The organism is Enterococcus sp. LJL120 (assembly GCF_054871765.1).
Map to the genome: position 1 here is coordinate 188351 of NZ_JBTXLV010000001.1, position 22416 is coordinate 210766.

Genomic DNA, 22416 nt, shown 5'->3' on the forward strand with positions numbered 1-22416 from the left:
AACCCCTTGTCCCGCCTCCCGCTATCTGGTAAACTGCCAAAGTGAGTAAAAGCAGACAGCCGTCGTTTTCAAAAGGGCGACGGCTTTTTTGAAAGGAATAAAAATGGACTTTTTAATTGCGTTAGTACCGATGGTGATGTGGGGTAGTGTTGGTTTAGTCAGCGGCAAAATCGGCGGCACAGCCAATCAGCAGACATTGGGGATGACTCTAGGAGCGCTGCTTTTTGCGTCAGTTGTTTTTATAATCGTGCGGCCGGTTTTAACCTGGTGGACAATTATCATCGGTGTTGTGGTGGGCATCTGCTGGTCGGCTGGACAGAACGGCCAGTTTCATGCGATGAAGCATCTAGGTGTTTCAGTCGGTCTGCCGATGTCAACCGGCATGCAATTGGTGTTAAATACAATTGCCGGCGCTGTTTTATTTCATGAATGGACCCGTACAAAAGATTTTGTGCTGGGCATTGCCGCCTTGCTTTTATTAGTCTTAGGTGCGTATCTAACCGCCCGCCAAGATGATCAAAGCCAACCACGGACGCCTGATAAAATGCTGGATTTTGGCAAAGGTTTGCGGGCATTGGTTTATTCGACCCTCGGCTATGGCGCCTATACAATTATTGTGACGTGGGCTAATTTAGATGCTCTGGCGATTATTTTACCGATGAGTATCGGGATGAATATCGGTGCAATTTCCTTTGCCGCCAAAAAGCTGACGCTTAATCAATACGTTTGGAAAAATATGATTAGCGGTCTAATGTGGGGCTTGGGAAATGTTTGTTTGCTAGTGACGGTCCAAACTTTAGGATTAGCGGTTTCCTTCTCCTTGTCGCAAATGGGAATCATTATTTCGACATTAGGTGGAATTTTTATTTTGCATGAACGTAAAACTAAAAAAGAGCTGCTGTTTGTAATCTTTGGCTGCTTATCAATCATCGCTGGCGGAATTTTATTAGGCTACATGCGGGCGTAAGGAGAAAAATGTAGAGATGGATTTATTTAGAAAAAAAGCAATCATGCCCACAGGCACTAGTGGCATGAAAAAAGAATTAAAGACCAAAGACTTAATCTTTTTGGGTATCGGCGCCATCATCGGGACCGGAATTTTTGTTGTCACCGGTGAAGCGGCCCAAGCCTACGCTGGACCCGCTTTAAGTTTATCCTTTTTATTGGCGGCCGTTGTAGTGGTTTTGTCCGGTTTGTGTTTTGCGGAATTTGCTTCGCGGGTGCCGGCGTTGGGCGGTCCGTACGCATATATGTATATCGTCTTTGGGGAATTTATCGCTTGGTTAGCCGGCTGGTTTTTGATTTTAGAATTTATGCTGGCTGTCTCTTCAGTGGCTTCTGGTTGGTCAGGTTATGTGCGGGGCTTTTTGACCAGTCTGGAGATTCAGCTGCCGCAATTTTTAAGCGGCGCCTATAATCCGCAAAATGGAACTTATGTTGATTTAATCGCTGTGTTGGTCTTGATTTTTGTCACCTGGTGGGTTTCTTTGGAGGCAAAAAAAGCCCTGCGGTTGAATAATTTAATGGTCTATGTAAAATTTGCAATTATTGCTTTATTTATAATTTTAGGTGTTTTCTTTGTGAAACCTGAAAACTGGGTGCCCTTTATGCCGATGGGTGTCTCTGGTGTGATTGACGGTGCAGCTTTGGTCTTTTTTGCCTTTTTAGGCTTCGATGCGGTGGCAATGGCCGCCGAAGAAGTTAAAAATCCGCAAAAAGATATTCCGCGGGGAATTATCGGGTCAATTGCGATTGCGACAGTTCTCTATATTGTCGTGACATTGATTTTAACAGGAATTGTGCCGTTTACTGAATTGGGCGTTCAAGATCCAGTAGCCTTTGCGATGCGTTATGTCGGTCACGGCGTGGTGGGTTCCATTATTTCGGTGGGTGCCATTTTGACACTGCTATCAGTGACGATTGCAATGATGTACTCACTAGCACGACTGCTGTTTGCCATCAGTAAAGATGGTCTGCTGCCGAAAAAAATGGGGCTGATTGATTCAAAGCATCGGACACCGAAAAACGCGACCATTGCCGCTGGTGTAGTGGCGATGTTTTTTGCAGGGATTTTTCCTTTGTCTATTTTGGCGGAGCTGACAAATATCGCTGCTCTGAGTCATTTATTGTTAATGGCTTTTGGTATTTTACGCCTAAATAAAGTCATTGGACCTGCCAAACCCGGCGAATTTAAAGTGCCGTTTGGTCCGGTTTTACCGATATTGTCCATTATTTTTTCAATTGTATTGATGCTGCGTTTTCAAGCAATTACTTGGATTGTCTATGGCATTGCCATCGTCATCGGCTTAATCATCTATTTTAGCTATGGCTACCAGCATAGCGCTTTAGGTTTAGAACAAAAGAAAACGAATAATAAGTAAACAAAACTCAAAAATCAAAGGCTGTATTGATGAAGCGACCCAAAAGCTAACTTTTGGGATTCAGACAGACCAATTGATTTTTGAGTTTTTTAGTTTTGAAAAAGAGTTTTCAGATAGTGCTTCTTTTCGGATTCTTGAAGGTTTGCAAGCTTAAAGCTGGGCTGACTTAGTTTGGCGATTTCCTCATCAGAAAACCACAGCTTATCTTTGGTAATATCTCTGCCGTAGTCAGCCGGCTTGGGAATAAAACGAAAGACAATAAACTGGCAAGCCTCCTCGAAGGGATTTATCACTCGATGCAAGCTGTTATTCATCGTAATTAAATCATGAGGGGCTAGTTCAATCCTTTTTATCGTCTGATTGCTTTCAAAAATTTCAACAGCTAAACCACCTGTTAAGACGAAAATAATTTCCTGTAAATATTGATGAGCGTGCCATTCTTGGGTCAACTTTTTTGGCAAAGTATTAAAATGGACTTCAAAATTTTGCCGTAAATAGTAGTCTACTAGCGTGCCATTTTCTTTTTGAACAGTAATGGCTGTAGAGCTTTTTTGATAATCTGCTGAAAAATTCATGTTTGCCCTCCCATATTCGCTATAATTATACCATGTACAGATTTTTTTAAAATAATCGCAAAAATTTGTAACCATCTGGCAACTCAAACGTTGTTACTGTGAAAAGGGGAAATCAAGGGATAAGGGGGGAGTAAATGGGTGAAAAGTGGATTGAGGAGCTCTTTGAAAAAGAGTATCCGGCTCTGCTGCTTTATGGGATTTCATTGACACATTCCCGCTTTGAAGCGGAGGATTTAGTGCAGGAAGCTTTTTACCGCTTCCTATTGATTTATGATTCCTTAAGCAGTGATAATTATCGCGGCTGGCTGTTTCGAGTGATGCGCAACTATTTTTATGACGGCCAGCGTAAGGAAAAAAACAAGAAAAAATTAGTTAAGTATTTAAAAAAGGAATATAAAGGAACCACAGCTGACCTCTTGGAGGAATTTATTCAGTCTAATGAACGGGAAGCCCTTTTTCAAAAAATTCAGCAGTTAAAAAACCCTTATCAAGAAATTTTGTTGGCTTATTACTTTTTGGAGATGCCGATTCAGACGATCGCTGAATTTTTGCAGCTCAAGCCAAATAATGTCAAAGTCTTGTTGCATCGTGGGAGAAAACAGTTAAAGGAGCGATTATAAATGAAAGATTATCGGGAGCGTTTAGAAAAATATCGGAATTATCAAATGTCACCAGAAGAAGCCCAAGCGTTTGAACAGGAAATGGCGGATGCTGCCAGTCTTTTTGATGATTTGCTAGAAAAAGAGGAACTGGCGGCCCTAGAAGACTACGAAAAAAATCAACAGGAGCAGGCTCAACAGGAAAAAGATGTCAAGAAAAAAATTCGCCGCCGTTATCTCAAGATGGTGGCACTGGTCATCGTTGTGGTTTCGCTGATAGTTGGTGGTGGCGTGTATTTAGTCCCAAAAGCGATTGATAGCTATTATTATAATCCGGCTGAAGGGCAAGTTGAAGGCTCTTCTTATGAGCGTTATCAGCCGAGCGATTTTGAAGTGTATCAGCGGGTCTTAAATCAAGTGAATGTTTCTGAAAATCGGTTAGTGTCGACATATGCTTTTCATAGTGGAGCGGGGACTTATCAAATTTCACAAAGTTTTATCGACGACTTTACTCAGTCTTATTTTCCTAGAATGTATACTTTGAACCGTAATCAATTACAGGATGAAACAAATTACGGCAGTAGTGATGCTAATTATTACGGTGGTGTTTTAGCCGAGGTAAATTTGACAGGAGACACTGAATTTTCCGGCGCAGATGATTTGGCTTCAAGAATTGCGGACTTGCCTGATTCAGCTTGGGTCAAATTAGAAGTCAGACCAAAGGCTCAAAGCTGGGCAGCAGTTTCAGAATTGATTAACAACCACCCGGAAATTACGTTTTATTCCGGCAAGATTGTCGAGCCTAGTGTTAATAGTGGTGAATATATGCCGTCTTCTTTTCACGTTGGTGTCCGTTTTGGCCGACCTCAGTCAACAGTCGAGACTGTGGGGAACCTCTATGTTCAAAGTCAAATTTACGATTCGGAATATCAAAATAAGCTGGAGGAGGACTATCCTAAATTATTTCGGCTGAATGGAGAGTTTGGCGCACATCAAACGGAAGAAGAATTGCGACAATATCTCAGTTCAAATCTGCAGTATTTAGTCGATCATCAAGAGGACAGTCTGGATACTTATCGCTATCCAGCTTCGGATTTCTATGAAGAGTTATATGGAGAAGATTTCGACCAAGCAGCCAGTGATAAGGCTTATTATGATAACTTGATTGAAGCGGTTGAAACAGGTGATTTGAAATTTGATAGTCTGTTGATTGCTTTGCCAAAGGATTTGTATGCCGACTTTGTCAATGGTGATAATTTCTATACAGCGAATTTAGTGGATGTTTTAATGTTCCGCTATTAAGATTATATATAGGGACAAAATTAAAAATCCCCCGCAAGCTCTTCAATGAACTTGCGGGGGATTTTATGTCTTACTGTGTTAATTCCATTAATTTTTGTTTCAAATCTTCTTCCATTTGAACGAGTTCGGTTTCGGCATTGCGGCGTTTCAGCTTGCCTTCTTGTTGGATACGCAAGGTTTCTTGGATGGTTTCCACCAAATCGTTTTGGGTTTTTTGCAGTGTTTCGATATCGACGATGCCTCGCTCGTTTTCTTTGGCGGTTTCGATAGCGGAAATTTTCAGCATCTCTGAATTTTTCTTCAAGAGTTCGTTGGTCGTTTCAGAGACTTGACGTTGCGCTGTAACCGCATCTTTTTGACGCAAGAGGGTCAGAGCAATGACCACTTGGTTTTTCCATAAAGGAATTGCCGTATTAATCGAAGCTTGGATTTTTTCCGCCAATGCCTGATTGGTATTTTGGATCAGGCGAATTTGTGGTGCCTGTTGGATGGTAATTTCCCGAGCAATTCGCAAGTCATGGGTCCGCTTGTCTAAGCGGTCTAAAAACTGACTGTAGTCATTGGCGATTTGGACGTCCATCTGGTCGCCGGTTTCATTGGCTTTGGTCATCGCTTCAGGAATTGTTTTGGTCTGCAATTCCTCCATCTTCAATTCGCCAGCAGCAATATAGATGTTCAAGGCATCAAAATAATCTTTGTTTTTAGTATAAAGCTGTTCTAACATCAGATTATCTTTGATTAAGCCATCTTTTTCTTTGTTTAGTTTGACGGCAATCTTATCAATTTGGGCGCCAATTTTTTGGTATTTGGCGGTCACTTCATAAATCGATTGCTTCACCTTACCAAACATTTTTTGGAAAAAGTTGCCTTCGCCAGCCCGTAATTCATCTGGATTGGCTTCGTTTAAGCGGTACATTAACTCAGTTAAGGAATCGCCAACGGGGCCAATATCATTGGCTTGCACGTGGTTGAGCATCGATTCAGAAAACTCGCCTAATTTGGTTTGCGCTGCTGAGCCATAAGTGATGACCGCCTGTGAATCATTGACATCAATTTTATTGGCTAATTCTTGGGCCTGATGCTGATACTCCGGTGATAATTTATCAATTAAGCGGGGAGCAATTTTTTGCTCCTGCAGCATGTTGATCTCCTGTTTTTGGTGGTCGGTCAATTCATTGACCACCGGCGCTGAAAAAGGATTGTTTAATAAATCCTCTAAGGTATTTGTCGGTTGCGAAGTTGGTAACTTGTCATCTGCCATATCATTTTCCTCCGTGTTTCTTCAATTTATATTTAAGTTGGTGCAGGTTGCTTTTGAAAATCAAGCCTGATTGAAAGAAAAAGCTAGCTCCGAAAAGCTAGCTTAATTATTTCAGCAGGTCTACTTTAACTCGCTCTTCAACTTATTATCCCTGTTTAGACTTTGTTTTGCAATGGAAATTTCAACATCTAGCTCTTCTAAATCATCAGCGACAAATTGTTGATAGTCTTGGACGATTAAAAGCGACAGTTGATCAATCACTTGGGCACTTTCTTCAAGTTTTGCAAAGGCCTCTTTACTTTTGACTTCATGCTGATTGATTTCCAAATACTTGTCAGTCAAATCTGCCATATTCGGCAAATGGGTATAAAGGAAATGACTGGCATCATGCAGGCGTGTTGGTTCCTTCACCAATTCTTTAAATAAAGCTTTGGCGGCTTTAACCGTATCATGACGCAAATCAATGGCTTTTAATTTCGACGACTGGGCGGTGTTTCTTTGAACCCGATCAATTTGTCCTTTGGCAACGTTCATCGTTGACCGGAACAATTCGATTTCGCTAGGGGTCATGCCTAATTGTTCATAGCGATCTTCTTTTTCCTTGGTCATGATTGGCATTTCCTCTGGTTTTCGTTTTCCTTTATTGCCAAGCCGAGTCCCAATCCAGTATAAAACAGCTAAGATGATGACGCCGGAAAAGATGAGGCCAAACAATTCATCTTGAAAGATAGCCACTAGTGGCACAAAGACGATTAATATTAGAATGAGCCTGAAAGTTCCAAATTTTTTCAATAGAATCCCCTCCTTTATTCTGCCTGTGGGAATCGTAAAACTACTTTTATTTCACGTAATTGTCATGAAAAAGTCATGGCAATGATTCCCTTTAATGATTATATTTTAGCATAGATAGCTTAAGAAATAGTATCAGTCTAAAGGTTGATTTTTGGGATTTAGGAAATTTATAACAATTTTCTGTGGTAAACTATGGTCAATGAGAAAAGATTTGAAAAGGACAGGTGACAGCTTGTGTTAAACTATCAGGATTTTGAAGAAAAGACGCTGGAGCGAAAAGAAATTTATCACGGAGCGATTATTGATTTATACTTAGATACAGTCAAAGTACCCAATGGCGATACAGCAAAGCGGGAGCTGGTGTTCCATCCCGGCGGTGTTGCTGTGATTCCCATTTTAGAAGACGGTCGCATGCTCTTAGTGCGCCAGTTCCGTAAGCCCTTAGAACGGATTATGCTGGAAATTCCAGCTGGAAAAATTGAGAAAGATGAAGGCCGTCATCCCGATGAAACGGCGAAAAGAGAATTGGAAGAGGAGACGGGATTTCGGGCCCACAGTTGGCAAAAGTTAGCGGAAATGGCTTTGTCGCCAGGCTTTGCTAACGAAGTCTTACATATCTATTTAGCAGAAGACTTAGTTAAAGTAGAAAATCCGCTCCCCCAAGATGAAGATGAAGTGATTGAATTAGTGGCGATGACGCTAGCAGAGTTAAAAGCCGCTGTAAAAAGCGGCGCAATTTATGACGCCAAAACGATTTACGCGGTCACTTATTACGAATTACAATTACTAAAAAAGCAGCACGCTTAAACTATCAATGAAGGAGGTCTGGCTGTGGCCAAAGAACCACTTATTACCCGCAGTGAACTGCGCAAGCGGCGGGAGTTAGAACAACAGGCGGCCGAAGCACGTCAGCAGGCCGCGCAACAGCAGCAGCAGCAGGTTCGCAAAACGGCGGCTAAAGAATATCAGCGGGAAGAAAAGCAGATTAAAAAGTTTTACCGCAAGGAAAGCAAAAAAAATCAACCCATCACGAAAACCCGCAGCGGCGAGAAAGCCAAGTCCCGTGAACGCAATCATTTTTTAAATAAAGCGATTGTCATCGTCTTTATTTTATTAGTGATTGTTATGGCCTTTGTCTTTTTGGTTTAGGTTGACTGTTTAGCTGAAAAAACGACTTATACAAGATAGGAGATTCATGATGAAAATAGGAATTATTTGTGCGATGGAAGAAGAAATTAAAGCATTGCGAGAAAATATTGAACGGCCAATTTCATGGGAAAGAGGCGGAGCCTTGTTTATTTCCGGTTCAATTGGTCAACATGAAGTGATTGTTGTCCGCTCAGGCATCGGCAAGGTGCTGGCGGCGGTCACCACCGTTTTATTAATTCAGCAATACGGCGTCAATATGGTGATTAATTCCGGTTCGGCCGGTGGCATCGGCCAAGGTCTTGCCGTTGGCGACTTAGTGATTTCAGATAAAGTTGCCTATTATGATGTTGATGTCACCGGCTTTGGTTATCAAAAAGGACAGCTGCCGGGGATGCCTTTATATTATGAGGCCAGCAAGTATTTAATAGAAGAAATGACGAAGGCTGCCAATGCGACTCAGCTAACTGTCAAAACCGGTCTGATTGTGACAGGCGATAGTTTTATCGATGATACTGCTAAAATTAAACAGATTTTAGCTGACTTTCCCGATGCGCTAGCCTGCGAGATGGAGGGGGCGGCGATTGCTCAAGCGGCCGCTCAATTTAAGATTCCTTTTCTGGTACTGCGGGCGATTTCCGATACGGCCGACCAAGCAGCCACGCAAAGCTTTGATGAATTTATTTTAGAGGCTGGCAAGCGCTCGGCGGAAATGGTCTTAAAATTTGTCCACACGATTGTCTAAAAGCATTCATTTGATTGTTTAAAATTTAATAGACTTATAATAGGAGGATTTTTTATGAAGGGCTTAGTAGTCATTGATTACACCTATGATTTTGTCGCCGACGATGGCGCTTTGACCACCGGAGCGGCGGGCCAAGCGATAGAACCGGCACTTGTTAAAGTAACCGAAGATTTTATCGCTCAAGGTGATTTTGTGGTGATGGCGGTCGACCGACATGATATTGGTGATTCCTACCATCCTGAGATGAAATTATTTCCACCCCATAACCTAGCTGGTACCAAGGGGCGGGAACTGTTCGGTCGTTTGCAGGAGGTTTACAATGAGCAGCAAGACAAAATTTATTGGACCGACAAGCGTCACTACTCGGCTTTTAGCGGAACCGACTTGGATATTCGCCTGCGGGAGCGGGGAATTACTGAGTTGCATCTAGTTGGTGTTTGCACAGATATTTGCGTGCTCCATACGGCAGTCGATGCCTATAATCTAGGCTATCGGATTGTAATTCATCAAAATGCCGTGGCCAGTTTCGATCCAGTTGGTCACGAGTGGGCGTTGAGACATTTCGAAGGAACGCTTGGAGCAGACTTAGTTTAATAAAAATAAAAATAGAGACTGCAGCATAAATAATAGCTCCCGCAAAAGAAAAAAGAATTGTGGTGCTATTAAAAATGGGGCAGTCTCTGCCTATTTCACAGCAGAAGGATGTTTAGATGAGTTTAAATTTAGTTTTTGATATTGATGACACGGCCTACGACCAGCTGGACCCTTTTCGTTTGGCCTTTGAGAAAAATTTTTCAGCGTTGGCAGCGCAAACGGATAATGCCAGTTTAGAAGAATTGTATAAACTGCATCGACATTTTAGTGATGTCGTCTTTGAAGACTTTGAAAAAGGGCGATTGGGTCTCTGGGAGATGCGGGTCTATCGCATCACAGAAACAATGGCTGCCATTCAACAGCCGATTTCTGAAAAGCAGGCGCTGGCCTTTGAGCAAAGCTACAGCCAATTTTTACAGCATATCCAATTATCACCGACAATTCGCCAAGTTTTACAATTGGGAAAAGATCGGCAGCTGACTATGGGGGTAATTACCAATGGCCCCAGTGAGCGGCAACAGGCTAAAATAAAACAGCTGCAACTGGCCCGCTATATCCCAGCAAAAAACTGTTTCATTTCCGGTGAAGTCAAACTGGCCAAGCCTGACCGGCGAATTTTCAAATACGCCGAAGCGAAGCTAAACATTCGGGCCGCAGAAACGATTTACATCGGTGATTCATTTGACAATGATGTCATCGGCGCTAAGGCTGCTGGCTGGCGGGTGATTTGGCTCAATCACCGCCGGCGGCAACCGGCAACCCAAAAGATTTCAGCTGATTTTACTGTGACAGATGTCGCAGACTTACTGCCCCTCATCAAAGAATTATTAGCGGTAGAGACTACAAAGTACAAATAGTCGTAAAAAATGCCAAAGTAACTTATAATTAGCGAAATGAAAGGGGTTCAGAAGATGAACGCAGTTGATGAATTAGAAGTAATTGGCGAAAATTTAGCCACCCAATATGCAGAAGAAATCTATACCCGCCCGGAAATTATGCAGCCTTTAGCTCAGGCGATTGCTAAAGATACAGAGGCAATTCCTGAAAAATATCCAAGTGCCGAAGCGCAGCTGGACTATGTCAGTAAAGAACTCTTGAGCGTCATGAATGGCGGCGTGATTTTAATTAACCGTTTTGTGCAACGAATAAAAGATGGTCAATATGATGAGGTCAGCGAACAATTTTTGCTAGAGGAATTGGATCATTTTACCGTGGATGAAAAAGCGACAGCGCCAGTTTTAGCTGGCATGAAACAAACCCTTGGTGAAGTGGTCAAACAAGGTTTACCGATTCAAGTGTTGTTATATGATAATTATTTAAGTGAATATGCAGCTAATTTGATGGTGATACATGTTTTATCCCGCGTCAGCCAACGGCAAGAATTATTAGCAAAGATTCACACTGAAATTCAAGAAACAGCCCTTGAAAAACAGCTCTATCAAAATTTCAAACAGCTGACTGAACAATTCAAAAAAAGCTTAAACCTGCAGCCTTATCAGTATGAAGCAATGCTGAAGGACTAGGTAGCTTTTTGGTAAGAAAGTCAAAATAAATTTATAGCGGCCTCAAAAGTTAGACAACTTCACTAACTTTTGAGGCCGCTATTTTATTCGTTAAGTCTTTAAATTCTTATCGTCAATTTTCAAAAAGTAGCAATATGAAAATTTTTTTGGTACAAGCCTGCTGATTGATTGAAGATTTCAGCAATGGCAGCCTTTTTGAAGATTAAGGTGGACTTGCCATTTTTCCTTCATCTAGGGCATAATGAGAGTAAGAATAAATCTATGCAGATAGAAAAGGCGGCAAATGGATGTCTGAAAATCAATCATCGAAAAAAAAGCGCCCAGCTGCTAACACGGCTGAGCCAAGAGAAAAAAAAGCGGGCCAAAAGCCAACTGCTTCAAAAAAGAAAAAACCGAGTTCAAAAAAAAGTTCTGGAAAGCAAACCAGCAGCCAATCAGGCAGACCGGCAACGGCTAAATCAAAAAAACGGCCAACTTCGACTGCTGTTGAAACGCAGTCTTCAAAAAAAACTAAAAAATCAAACGCTAAAAATTCAGCTAGAGAACAAAATATTAAGAAAAAGCCAAGAAAAACTAACAAACGGCGCCCAGCTCCCCGGAAAAAACGTCGCAGCTGGTGGAAAATTATCTTATCGATTTTTTCTACCCTGTTCTTTTTGGTTTTGATTGCCGGTTCGATTATCTTTATGATTTTCTTTGGCCGGGGGGAAATCGCCGGTGACGATATGAATCCGACCTTGAACAATCAAGAGTCGATTATCTACCGCAAATTGACCGCCGATGAAACGGACGAAACCAACAGCTTAGGTTTAGAGCGCTTTGATATTGTCCTTCTGCAAAGTCCAGAAGATACCTCGCAGATTGGCATGAAGCGGGTGATTGGGCTGCCGGGAGAAACCGTCCGCTACGAAAATGGTCGGCTCTACGTTGACAATCAGTGGGTAACAGAGGATTTCTACGAAGGCGTGAACAGTAGTTTTTATCTGGCACCGGAAAATAATTTCACCATGAGCGAGATTATTGAAGCGACACCAAGCTTAGCCAATAGCAATGCCGCTGAGATTATTCCAGCCGATTACTATTTAGTTTTAGGGGACAACCGCACGATGGCTGTCGACAGCCGCCAATTTGGTCTAGTTCCTGCTGACAACATCGTCGGCAAAGTCGAATGGATTTTATTCCCCTTTGACCGCTTTGGGAAAATCGAATAAAAAAGACTGAGATTCTATACTTCAGAAAAGTCCTCAACAAGTTTCCTGCTGAGGACTTTTCTGCTTCGTATTTGAATCTCAGTCTTATTTTTTTGTCCAAATTTACATCTCGCCATAGCCTAATGCTAAATAGCGCTTATTATGCTCTTCAATCAAGATTTCATAGAGCCATTCGCAGATTTTTTCAGTATCTGGCATGGTGTTTTGAATGTCAATGATAAAGCAATCTTTAAATTTATGGCGATTTTCCTCTGCAAAAAGGGCATCATTTGTAACCAGATAATCACAGGCATGTTCCTCCTGCAGCAGATTATAAAACTGCAGCCCCGGATTAATTTTCAGCCGACTCTTCAAAAAGTCAAAGCTGACTTGAGCGTAATATATATCTCTACCGAAGAACAAACCCACCTTAATTTGAGTATTGGTATACATATCCGCTTGGAAAATTAAAATCCCTAATTTTTCCCGTAAATACAGTAAATTAATCGGATGGAGTCCTTTGCTGGCAACAAATTGGTTAATTTGATGAATACTCACAGTTAAAAATTTCATCAGCGGCAAAGCGCCATTATCTCGGATGTCCTCTAAGGTGCCTTCGATATTATTTTGCACCGTCAGTTTACTGGAAAATAAAAGCCCCGTATTAAGAATGCTAAAGAGCATGTTGTGGAGCCGTTTGCGGTAATCAATATCTGTCACCGTTTGAAAAAGCGGCGCCAATATCTTTAAAGAATATTGGTAGACCTGATAAAGCAAGGTGTCCTTGTGGGATTGATGACGAACAAATTTTTGATATAAGCGACCATCATGGGAAACGAGCGGCAGACAAAAGGCAAACTGCAGCAACAAGCCCAATTCGTGCTGGGTCATCAATTTTGCCGGAAACTTATCCTTATTTGCCAATAAGATTTTCCGTAAATAAGGCGAGTGCTCAGGATAAGGTAAATCGACCAGCTCTTGATAATCCTGTTCTTCCTTTTGTTGGAAAAAGGAACGGTAATAGGAAATATATAAAATTAACTCTAAGCGATATTGATTATAGGTGCTTAATTTCATTTTATCCTGACGCTCATATAAATCGGCAATCCCTTGGCGAAAATTCACGACCTGCTGGTTATGGGGGAAAATCGTGGCTGTCGGACTATAAATCTCTTCAAAATATGCCAGATAGAATAAGCGAATTTGTAACTCCGGTCCGACAATCTTCAAATGCTTTAATGATAATTTATAATCTGCTAACAAACCTCTTAGCTTCGTTAAGCGCCGGTTAATACTAGAGGTGCTTAAAAAAAGCTGCTGATTTAATTTTTCAATCGTCAGTTTTGGATCCAGCAGCATCGCCAGTAGAATTTGATGGCTGACGGAATGTTGGAAAATCTTTTGTTTTAAGGCTAGAAAAGAAGAGTCCGGCTGATAAAGAACCTGCAGCTCCTGCAGTTGATTGACACAGATAATATCACCGCTGAAATCCTCTTGAATCATCTGAATCAAGTTGCGCAAGCTCTTAGTTGAAATATCTAGGGCCTCGCAGACATCCTTTTTCTTCACAGCACCATCCTGCTGCTCCAAATATTCCAATAAGCGCATCAACTCAAAGTCACGCACCTTTAAAATTTGCGTTAACTCCATTGGAATCCCTCCCAAAAAGAATTTTTTGATTACCTGACTGCTTTTAGTAAAAGTACTCAGTAGGATAGTCTACCCCTCCCTCCATAAAAAAACTAGCCATTCAATTGGGGCAATGGCTATAAGTTGACAAAAAATTTATCAATTTTCTGCTCTCCTTAAAATAAAGTTGGTAACGGCTTATTATTTGTCAGAAGAAAATGGTAAATCCTCACTTTTAAAGAATTTCTCATAGATAATTAGTAAATTTTCAGCTACTTTCCATAATAAGTTAGGTAAGGCACCTTATTTCTTCCATTTAAGGTCAGCTAATCTGCCCTTTTATGAAAAAAATTCAGAAAAAATTCAATTAGAATAAAAATAGACGGAGGAAGTTAATAAAATTAAAAAATAAGGGATGGGATTTTTTAGTTTGTGCATAAAGTTAACAATTTTTTCCTGATATTAGTTTTTTTATTTTGAGCGAAATAAGAAATACCGCAAAGTTTTGGGAGCTAAAAAGAGTTTAATTTCTATTTTCATGAAATTTCAAAAAAAGCATATTTACTTTCGAAATTAAATGAATTTAAAAAAAACTGTATTTTACATAATTATTTTTTAACTTGAAAGGAGGGGAGTTGTTGGATTATCGGCTGTGCCACCAGAATTCTTACAGAAAAAACTTTGCGATTATAGGAATACTTCAAGGATATGACTACTTATTGTCCTTTAATTGCAGTATTCCACTTTGCTTGCTGCATATTACTCAAGGAGTTTGCTTCTGTTTTAATTATTTTGGGCACAACCTCCTATTTAAAATAGGAAAAGCGAGGTGTTCCTCAAAAAGAGCGTTAATTTGCTGGCTAAAATTTTTTCGGCAGCAGCTAATGAAAACTATTTGTTTAATTTCCCGTTTTTCAATATTTTTTATCATGACTTTTGCACAACCATCACGCTCACAATAGAAATTCTGAGGCTATTTCATTAGTTAAGACAGAATCGAAATTTCCGAACAATATTTAATAAGAACTACTAAATATTGTCACTTTGGGAACAGGACCGACTGGATTGCAGAAACACGCATTTCCTGTCTTATGGAACCCTGAACCATAGCGACGTATGCAAGATAGTTTGGGATTTTATCTGTTTAACAGACTACTGTCACAGTCTCACCAATAAATTACAGAACAGGTGGCGTTAACGAGTGAAACAAATAATAATTTTGACGCAAAATTACATGATCAACCAAGAATTGCGGGAAAATTTGACGACTTTGGGTTACGAGGTGCTGTGTTCGACCGATATCTTGCATCAAATCCTCTATCAGAATGATTTTCGCTTTTTAAATCTCGTCAATTTAGTTTTCTTCAGTGAATCAATTGCAGATGAAACATTAAGTGCTGCATTGGCTCATCGGGAAGTTGCTGAAAAAATAATTTTTAGAATTGATTCTGAGGTTCCTTCAGAAGAAACGACTCGTTATTGGCAGGAAAGAGGCGTCGATGCTTGGCTAAAACCCGACAGTTCTTTAAAGGAATTGCGGGAAGCCTTATCAGAAATCTTAAAGGCACAGCGTTGCTTGCCGGAGCTGTCGGGAGTTAATGGTCGCAATGATTTGTCTCAAGGGACGACTTTTGAAACATCAATCGAGGCCATCCAAGACAGTCTTTCTAGTCGTGAACGAAAACTTTTCAAATTGCTGTATCAAGAAAAAGGTCAGTTTCTGACACGGAAGGAAGTCGCCGCTCGTCTATGGCAAAGCGGTCCGACTGAATCACATTTAGCCCAGCTATCCCAATTAGTGAGCCGGATTCGCCTAAAAATTCATGCAGCTGGTTTTCCAAGTGGCTGCATCGAAACCCATTGGAAAAAAGGCTATCGGATTTCCGATGAAATGTTGGGGTATTTAAGCCAAAACAATCAAGCAGCACCAAATAGCGGCAGCAACTATTTGGAAATATTTCCCTAATGCTGTGTTTTAAAAGGAGGGAAGAGTGAATGAAATGAAGAATAAAAATAAGAAAGCTTTTCTGTTAGTCAAATTGCTGGCACTGATGTCAATTGTGTCCGTCATCGGCTATCAATTAGCCTTTGGAATCAGTGGGATTTTTGCCCAAGAGCAGTCATTGTCTTTAACGACTGAATTTGATTCCGAAGAACTAGCTGCCGACGAGCAATTTACAGTGAAAATCAGCGATCAGCGGTCAATTAGTGAGATTGTGACCACTGAAAATACCGACCTTCCATATGTTGATCAATCTCAGTCTTTAACAGAAACCAGCTCAAGCGAGGTTTCCATCAAGCGGGAATATACGATGGTTTTACCAGAGGGGATCAGTTTTGATCAAACCATTCAAAATGAATGGCAGACTGAAATGGATTACACCGGGGCATTGCCAGAATTTTCCTTTGACGAAAACAGCCGCGAGCTGAAAATTTCCGTTGACGCCTCAGCAACAGAAGTAGGCATTCGTTTAACAGCTACGGCAGCTGGCAGCTATCAACTGCAGGTCAAAGATGCTAATTTGACTGAAAGTTCAGAAGCGGTGACTGTCGAGGTTGGTGAGGCGAAGGTAACTGATTCAGAAGATGAAACAGCAACTATGTCAGTTGAAGCTCCAACGACTCGCGCAATAGCGTTAGCTAGCGCAACGACTGTCACAACTTGGGATGAGTTTGTAGCAGCCTTTGGTGATGCTTCAGTATCGCAAATTGTTTTAGGTGCAAATATCAGTCTTTCAGGAACAATAACAGATACTCATGGGGTTTTCGATAAAACTTCTGTAGACCTTAGTTCAGCTTATGGCTATCTCTATGTAACAAAAGCGCAAATTTCCAGAACAGTCGTCATTGATGGCGGCGGCTATACTTTTGATTTTGGTAATTTAGGTATTGGCTTTACTAATGCTTCTGTTAATACCTCCAGTTATTGGAATATTACGATGCAAAATATCAATGTTAAATCAGCCAATCCTTATGCACCATTTTTCTATCCAGTTTTAACAGCAGCTGGTACACAAGGGATTACGACAGCCTCTTATCTGACTAATTCCAAATTAACTTATGGCACAGGCTATAACCATGTCAAAGATGTAAAAACTTGGCAGGAATTTTACTTAGCTTTTGCTAATAGAAGTGTTTCAACTGTTAATTTGGTGACAGATATTGTTTTACCAAGAGGAACAGTCACATACAGCGGTTTAATTTTACCGGATGTAAATAACCAAGCGACAACAGTCTTCGCCGATTCAACGAGGACTAATGCGCCTGGAACAACGACATGGTCCTATATCACATTGACTGGTTCAGCCAGAGAGATGGTGGTGGAAGGTAATGGCTACACCCTTGATCTTGGGGGCGTGACTCTCTGTTTCCGTGATGCTACGACAAATAACGGTAGCGGAAATTTTGGTTCCTTATGGTATCAAACTTTTAGAAATATTACGTTCTATCATGGAAATTACTGGGGCGCAATTATCTTGAATGATATCAGCGCAACTTATCAAAGACAGTCTTGGCAAAAGTTTGAAAACTTCACCCATTACGGTGCTCAATTGATTCAAGCAGAAAATTCGCAAACAATTTTTGCTGGCGATATCCATATTCAACAGATGGCTACTTATACGCCATTAGGTAAAGCCGGTAATGTTTTGCGGACAGACGGCTCAGGAACCAACGGCAATCAGTGGAGTGTCGATTATTCAAATAACCAGACCCTGGGTGTTTGGCAGACAACGTTTGAAGATAATGCCAATGTCTACCTGTCTTCTTTAGGCGGTCCGGTAATTGATTTGTATTCTGGTGGGAATGTTTCGATTGGAAACAATGTCACAATGACTGCCGTTAGAGAAGGTACCCAAGTTTCCGGTGACGGAACTGGTGCAGTTTTTGCCTTCCGTGGCGGAAGCTTAACAGTTGGTGAAGGTTCAACTGTCAATTTGAACAGTACATCGACCTCATCACAAACAGCGATTATCAGTATGAATTCTAGTACGGCTTCGATAGATATTCAAGAAGGCGCTACTGTGAATTTAAATCGACAGAATAATACGACCAGCGGCGATAATAATACCAGCAACCCGATTTATATGGGTGGCGGGTCAATCAATGTGAATGGGACTTTAAATGTTACTGGGACAGGCATGGGTGCTTCATCAACTAATATGATTTATTCCACGAGTAATGTTAGCTTCGTTATCGGAAAAAATGGTTCATTAGATGTGAAAAGTGATAGTACCTCAACTAGTCAAAGTCTCTTGTATTTCAGCGGGTCTAGTTCAACTTTCCAATTTTCTGATGCTAAAAGAGTTAATTTGCAGCGGACAGCAACTATGACATCAGCAACAGCGACAAATAATGGTTTGATTTATTCCGGTGGTAATTTAGGCGTTTCCGTTCAAAATGTTTACCAATGGACCCGTGGCAATACAGCTAGCGGCACCACTGGTGATGGCGGCTACACCTATGGCTATGAACCGATGTCCAGTATGAATTTATCTTATTCGGGAATTACGCCAACGATTACCGCTGCCAACTCAATGACAACGGCAACCTTAAATAGTTTTAAAACTAATTTTACAACCCGTGGTCAACAGCGAGTCTTATTTACACAAATTTTAAATCCTAGCGTAGCCATCCACAATGAACCAAATGATAATCCGACCAGTGCTGATTCTCATACGGTGAGCGGTTATGCAATTCCAGGAACGTATATCAGAGTGTGGGAAGAAGCCTTAAATGGTACCACTTCAGCGAAAGCTAATGGGACTGCTGATAATGTTGCTTCACCGGTTGAAGATACGACAATGCCAGCTACAACTAGAGCAAATTATACGACTATTTCTGACTCAAATGGAGATTGGTCTGTTGATTTGACGACATTGGGCATTGATAAAACCTTCACTGCGGAGAATGTTATTCATGTCTATGCTTTTAGTAATTTGAAGTCTGAAGAGGTCACGGCAATTGTCCTAGACAAGACGCCACCGACTGGAACAGTTTCAGCGCAAACTACTTACAATGATGTGCCTATTGCAGCGTCAGCCTTTGTCGATTCGGCTTCGATAGCAGATACGAATCCAACTTTAACCTTGCCAACGGACATTACAATTAGTTTTGACCAGGCAACTACTAATGCGGATGCATACACTTGGTTGACCAATGGGACAGGCACCTTAACAAAAGGCGAATATGCTGTCGGAATTAATTTGACTGATCCTGCCGGAAATACGACCACTTATGCAACAACGTTAACGGTTAAGAATTATTCCAAAGACATCGTGATTTCGATGGTTAATGAAGCGGGTGCGACAATTAATGCAGACTTGGTACCAAATCAAGCAACAACCTACACAGCTACTGTACCAGAGGATGACACATCTCTGACAATTAGCGACGATGCAGACTTGGTGAGTTTTATCCAAGCGATTATTGCCACCGGTTATTATCAGTTAGCCGATGAAAATTGGCAGGCGGGGACAATTAATTTCACGGATTTAACAGCGACTTTTGCTTTCCAAGGAGTCTTGAAATTTGGTGATGTGACATCTGCTTTGAAATTTGAAGATACTCGCATCTCCTTTATCGATCAGACGGTTTTACCAGAGGATGATTTTGATATGGGAATTGTCGATACCCGTGCAGCGGGAACAACCGCACAAGGTGGCAATTGGAGTATCACCGCTAAAATGTCCAGCGACTTTACCAATGGCACCAATACCTTGAAAAATATTTTATATTATCAAGGGGCTTCTGGCAGTCCAATAGCGATTGACAGTACGAATGATACGACGATTTTTACCCAGACGAATCCTTCTGAAGGTACTGTACCGGTGACGACAGCAATTAATTGGTCGGCTAGTGGTGCAATTGGCCTACGGTTATTATTACCGACTGGCACGACAACAACCGGTGATTATCAAGGCACGATTCAATGGGGCTTGAACGATACTTATTAAGGGGGAGTGTAAATGAAAAAGCGGTTTGCTAAATTATCGGCTTTGGCAGCAATCTTTTGCGGCATTTTCCAATTGCCGCTAACTGCCAGTGCCACAAGTATGGACAGCAATATCGGCATTACTTTTACCTCTCCTGGAAAAGTATTGCCAGGTACCGGTGGTAAATTGCCGAATACCGGAGAAGTCACCTTATCATTATTATTTTTGATTGGATTAGCTTTGGTTGCCTTTGTCTTGTACCGCTGGTGGAAGAGGAGGAGTGCATGATGAAAAAAAGATATCTAGTGCTTTCTCTAACTGCGGGACTGCCATTTTTAGTGGCAGCCACACCAGCACCGGCTACTAATGAAACAACTACTGACGGATTTATCGAATTTACGACTGGCGCAACTGACAATGTTACGGCTGTTGACCCGCTCTTTCCAGATTTGCCGATTCAAACTGACAAAGCAGCAACCAGCGGCGATTATAGCATTATTTATGCCAGCGATTTTCAATTTGGTAGTCATGAAATTGCCTCAGGCGATATGACTTATTATGCCAAAAATCCAACGGTCACTCGAGTAGATGGCACAACTAATGAAGTACCGAATTTTGTAGAAGTTTTAGACCGCAGCGGCAGCAAAAATGGTTGGCATTTAACAGCTAAGTTTAGCCAGTCGCTTGCTAGTCAAAGCGGCAATAAAATTGCGGGTGCTACGATGACCTTCAAAAACATCCAAGCCAATTCTACTGGTGGCTTTAGCGAAGAGGCGATTACTTTAGGACAGCAAGTGACCATTGCTGCTGACACTCAAGAAAGTGCCACGATTGCTAAAGATGCCGAAGGAAAGACAGCCGGTTTTTGGATTATTACCTTTGGAAGGTCTGTTTCAGAGGCAGCTCAAAGTGTCAGCTTGTTCATTCCAAATACAGATAAAATTCAAGCGGGCAGTTATTCGACAAGTTTAACTTGGAATTTTGAAGCAGCTTTATAAGAGTTTAGAAAAGTTAAGGGGAGATTTACATGAAGAAAAAAGTTTTAGGCGGGCTTGCCGTAGTGAGTCTTTTGACATTAGCTGGTGGCGTGAATGCCTCAGCAGCAGCAGCTGGTAGTACAACAACAAATGGTTTTGTTGAATTCAACGCAGACACTAGCGGCGGCGGTGGCGGCACCACTGAACCTGGTGACCCAGGCGATGGCGATGGTGGTAGTGAAGTTCCAGTTGATCCAGGTAACCCTGGAGGCGGGGATGGCGGTTCAACAACCGGCGCTTTGCGTTTAGCTTATGTGCCAGACTTTGATTTTGGTAGCCACACGATTAGCTATAGCAGCGCAGGTAACACTTACTACGCTAAATACCAAACAGTGACAGAACAAGATGCAAGTGGTGCCAATACCACAGTCACTCATACTCGTCCAAGCTTCTTTGTAGTGCGTGATTTGCGTGGGGGCACACAAGGTTGGAATGTGACTGTTTCTAACAATCAAAAATTAACCAATGCAACAAACAGTGCTGACCAATTAAACGTGGTCTTTTCAATCCAAAACATGTTTGTAACTAACACTGAAGGCTTCAGCACATCAGCAATCACTTTAGCTAACACAGGAACAAGTGCCTATACAGATTTGACTAGCTCAGCGACAACTTTAGTTAGTGCACCTTCTGGCAGCGGGGCAGGTAGTTATAACGTTCTTTTAGGAAGCTATGCAAACAAAAATACTGATGAAACCAATCCAGGAGTTAAATTGTTTATCCCAGCTAACCAAGTTATTTCAAGTGGCAAATATGAAACCACTCTGAACTGGGCAATTAACGACACGCTTTAATCGGCGTTAATCAGGGCGGCTAAACTTCAAGGTAACACAGGAAGTTTAGCTCTCCTGTCTAACAATAAATCAATCGGAGGAAGAAGAATGAAAATCAAACATTGGGTTACAGTCTCAGCTGCTTTATTGATGGCAGTTAGCTTTGCCTTACCAGCTGCAGCAGCAGAAGTCGGCAAAACAACGACAGAAGGCGACGTTACTTTTAAAGGTGCAGATAGCGGTACAGAAGGGGGCAATCCAACAGCTCCAGATGATAAAGATGGTGGCAATACAGTTACACCAGATCCAGGTGAAAACAGTCATACTAATGGGCCATTGAGAATTGAATCTGTGCCGACGTTACATTTTGGTACCCAGGAAGTTAGTACAAAAGATAAATATTACAATTCACTTTGGAATACTGGAACTGTTGACGGTGGTACAAGCACCAACATTCCTGTCTTTGCCCAAGTCAGAGATGAAACGGCCCAAGCAACCAACAGCTGGACCTTATCATTACAACAAACGACTGCCTTTTCACCATCTGATACAGCAAGTACAGCACCAGACTTAGCAAACACTCGCGTACAAATTTACGCAGCCACTGCTTATAACTCATTAAAAGCTAACACGAGTTCAACAGCAACAGCAACAGCTTTAACAATTGGCTCAACAGGTTACACAACTGTCTCAGCTACTTTGGGAGAAGATTTGACAATTATGACAGGTGCTAACACAAACGGTTCTGACTCTAGTTTAGTTTTCTCAAGCACATCACAGTACAATCCAAATGACACAACAGCTACAAATCCATACGCTGTTACAGGAACAACCAATGAAGGCTTGAAACTATTTGTACCAGGAACTGATGTAGCCTACGCTGAAGAATACACCGCAACCTTCACATGGACATTAGCAGACGCATTATAAAAAAGG

General features: G+C 41.5%; 21 protein-coding genes. 17 read left to right on the top strand and 4 right to left on the bottom strand.

Translation table 11 applies throughout. From position 1 onward, the window contains the following. Positions 1-103: 103 nt before the first annotated feature. Together ACYSNU_RS00975 and ACYSNU_RS00980 are read left to right on the top strand one after the other, a co-directional pair. Complete coding sequence (locus tag ACYSNU_RS00975) at positions 104-967, top strand: GRP family sugar transporter (protein WP_461735362.1); 864 nt, start codon at positions 104-106, stop codon at positions 965-967. Positions 968-983: 16 nt separating this feature from the next. Then, a complete protein-coding gene (locus ACYSNU_RS00980; protein WP_461735363.1) occupies positions 984-2381 on the top strand; it encodes an amino acid permease in 1398 nt (465 codons plus the stop codon). Positions 2382-2470: 89 nt separating this feature from the next. Here ACYSNU_RS00980 and ACYSNU_RS00985 read toward each other — a convergent pair whose 3' ends face one another. Further along, complete coding sequence (locus ACYSNU_RS00985; RefSeq protein ID WP_461735364.1) at positions 2471-2956, bottom strand: cupin domain-containing protein; 486 nt, start codon at positions 2954-2956, stop codon at positions 2471-2473. A gap of 134 nt (positions 2957-3090) precedes the next feature. On the opposite strand from ACYSNU_RS00985, the gene ACYSNU_RS00990 reads away from it, so the two are divergent. Both ACYSNU_RS00990 and ACYSNU_RS00995 read left to right on the top strand, forming a co-directional pair. Continuing rightward, positions 3091-3576 (top strand): RNA polymerase sigma factor, encoded by a 486-nt coding sequence (locus ACYSNU_RS00990; RefSeq protein ID WP_461735365.1) that lies wholly within the window; start codon positions 3091-3093, stop codon positions 3574-3576. Then, positions 3577-4857, top strand: coding sequence for a hypothetical protein (locus ACYSNU_RS00995; RefSeq protein ID WP_461735366.1), 1281 nt, complete (start codon positions 3577-3579; stop codon positions 4855-4857). It begins immediately after the preceding gene. A 70-nt stretch (positions 4858-4927) separates the two neighbouring features. Here the strand turns inward: ACYSNU_RS00995 and ACYSNU_RS01000 are convergent, their stop codons facing one another. Continuing rightward, entirely contained in the window at positions 4928-6118 is a 1191-nt protein-coding gene (locus ACYSNU_RS01000; protein WP_461735367.1) for a toxic anion resistance protein, read from the bottom strand. Positions 6119-6238: 120 nt separating this feature from the next. After that, positions 6239-6910, bottom strand: coding sequence for a 5-bromo-4-chloroindolyl phosphate hydrolysis family protein (locus ACYSNU_RS01005; RefSeq protein ID WP_461735368.1), 672 nt, complete (start codon positions 6908-6910; stop codon positions 6239-6241). A 234-nt stretch (positions 6911-7144) separates the two neighbouring features. On the opposite strand from ACYSNU_RS01005, the gene ACYSNU_RS01010 reads away from it, so the two are divergent. The 7 genes from ACYSNU_RS01010 (at position 7145) to lepB (ending at position 12129) form a co-directional block, all read left to right on the top strand. Next, positions 7145-7717 carry an NUDIX domain-containing protein gene (locus ACYSNU_RS01010; protein WP_265455839.1) on the top strand — a complete coding sequence of 191 codons (573 nt, stop codon included), beginning with the start codon at positions 7145-7147 and terminating at the stop codon, positions 7715-7717. Between the two features lie 24 nt (positions 7718-7741). Next, positions 7742-8059 carry a cell wall synthase accessory phosphoprotein MacP gene (gene macP / locus ACYSNU_RS01015; protein WP_265455838.1) on the top strand — a complete coding sequence of 106 codons (318 nt, stop codon included), beginning with the start codon at positions 7742-7744 and terminating at the stop codon, positions 8057-8059. A 49-nt stretch (positions 8060-8108) separates the two neighbouring features. Further along, complete coding sequence (locus tag ACYSNU_RS01020; protein ID WP_461735369.1) at positions 8109-8801, top strand: 5'-methylthioadenosine/adenosylhomocysteine nucleosidase; 693 nt, start codon at positions 8109-8111, stop codon at positions 8799-8801. A gap of 54 nt (positions 8802-8855) precedes the next feature. Continuing rightward, the gene (locus ACYSNU_RS01025; RefSeq protein WP_461735370.1) at positions 8856-9395 is read left to right on the top strand and encodes a cysteine hydrolase family protein; all 540 of its coding nucleotides are present in this window, start codon (positions 8856-8858) and stop codon (positions 9393-9395) included. A gap of 116 nt (positions 9396-9511) precedes the next feature. Then, entirely contained in the window at positions 9512-10252 is a 741-nt protein-coding gene (locus tag ACYSNU_RS01030; protein ID WP_461735371.1) for an HAD family hydrolase, read from the top strand. A 54-nt stretch (positions 10253-10306) separates the two neighbouring features. Then, positions 10307-10918, top strand: coding sequence for a hypothetical protein (locus ACYSNU_RS01035; RefSeq protein WP_461735372.1), 612 nt, complete (start codon positions 10307-10309; stop codon positions 10916-10918). Positions 10919-11205: 287 nt separating this feature from the next. Further along, the gene (gene lepB, locus ACYSNU_RS01040; RefSeq protein ID WP_461735373.1) at positions 11206-12129 is read left to right on the top strand and encodes a signal peptidase I; all 924 of its coding nucleotides are present in this window, start codon (positions 11206-11208) and stop codon (positions 12127-12129) included. 102 nt (positions 12130-12231) lie between these two features. Here lepB and ACYSNU_RS01045 read toward each other — a convergent pair whose 3' ends face one another. Beyond that, on the bottom strand, positions 12232-13758 hold the full coding sequence (locus tag ACYSNU_RS01045; protein WP_461735374.1) for a helix-turn-helix domain-containing protein: 1527 nt from the start codon (positions 13756-13758) through the stop codon (positions 12232-12234). A 1180-nt stretch (positions 13759-14938) separates the two neighbouring features. On the opposite strand from ACYSNU_RS01045, the gene ACYSNU_RS01050 reads away from it, so the two are divergent. From ACYSNU_RS01050 to ACYSNU_RS01075, 6 genes are all read left to right on the top strand, one after another. Continuing rightward, entirely contained in the window at positions 14939-15703 is a 765-nt protein-coding gene (locus ACYSNU_RS01050; RefSeq protein WP_461735375.1) for a winged helix-turn-helix domain-containing protein, read from the top strand. 34 nt (positions 15704-15737) lie between these two features. Further along, positions 15738-19691: a pectate lyase-like adhesive domain-containing protein gene (locus tag ACYSNU_RS01055; RefSeq protein ID WP_461735751.1), complete on the top strand. Its 3954-nt coding sequence runs from the start codon at positions 15738-15740 to the stop codon at positions 19689-19691. Between the two features lie 12 nt (positions 19692-19703). Beyond that, positions 19704-19958: an LPXTG cell wall anchor domain-containing protein gene (locus ACYSNU_RS01060; protein ID WP_461735376.1), complete on the top strand. Its 255-nt coding sequence runs from the start codon at positions 19704-19706 to the stop codon at positions 19956-19958. Further along, positions 19958-20668, top strand: coding sequence for a WxL domain-containing protein (locus tag ACYSNU_RS01065; protein WP_461735377.1), 711 nt, complete (start codon positions 19958-19960; stop codon positions 20666-20668). The genes ACYSNU_RS01060 and ACYSNU_RS01065 overlap by 1 nt, the downstream gene beginning before the upstream one ends. Before the next feature lie 29 nt (positions 20669-20697). Next, complete coding sequence (locus tag ACYSNU_RS01070) at positions 20698-21501, top strand: WxL domain-containing protein (RefSeq protein ID WP_461735378.1); 804 nt, start codon at positions 20698-20700, stop codon at positions 21499-21501. 87 nt (positions 21502-21588) lie between these two features. Then, entirely contained in the window at positions 21589-22410 is an 822-nt protein-coding gene (locus tag ACYSNU_RS01075) for a WxL domain-containing protein (protein ID WP_461735379.1), read from the top strand. The last annotated feature ends 6 nt before the right edge of the window (positions 22411-22416 follow it).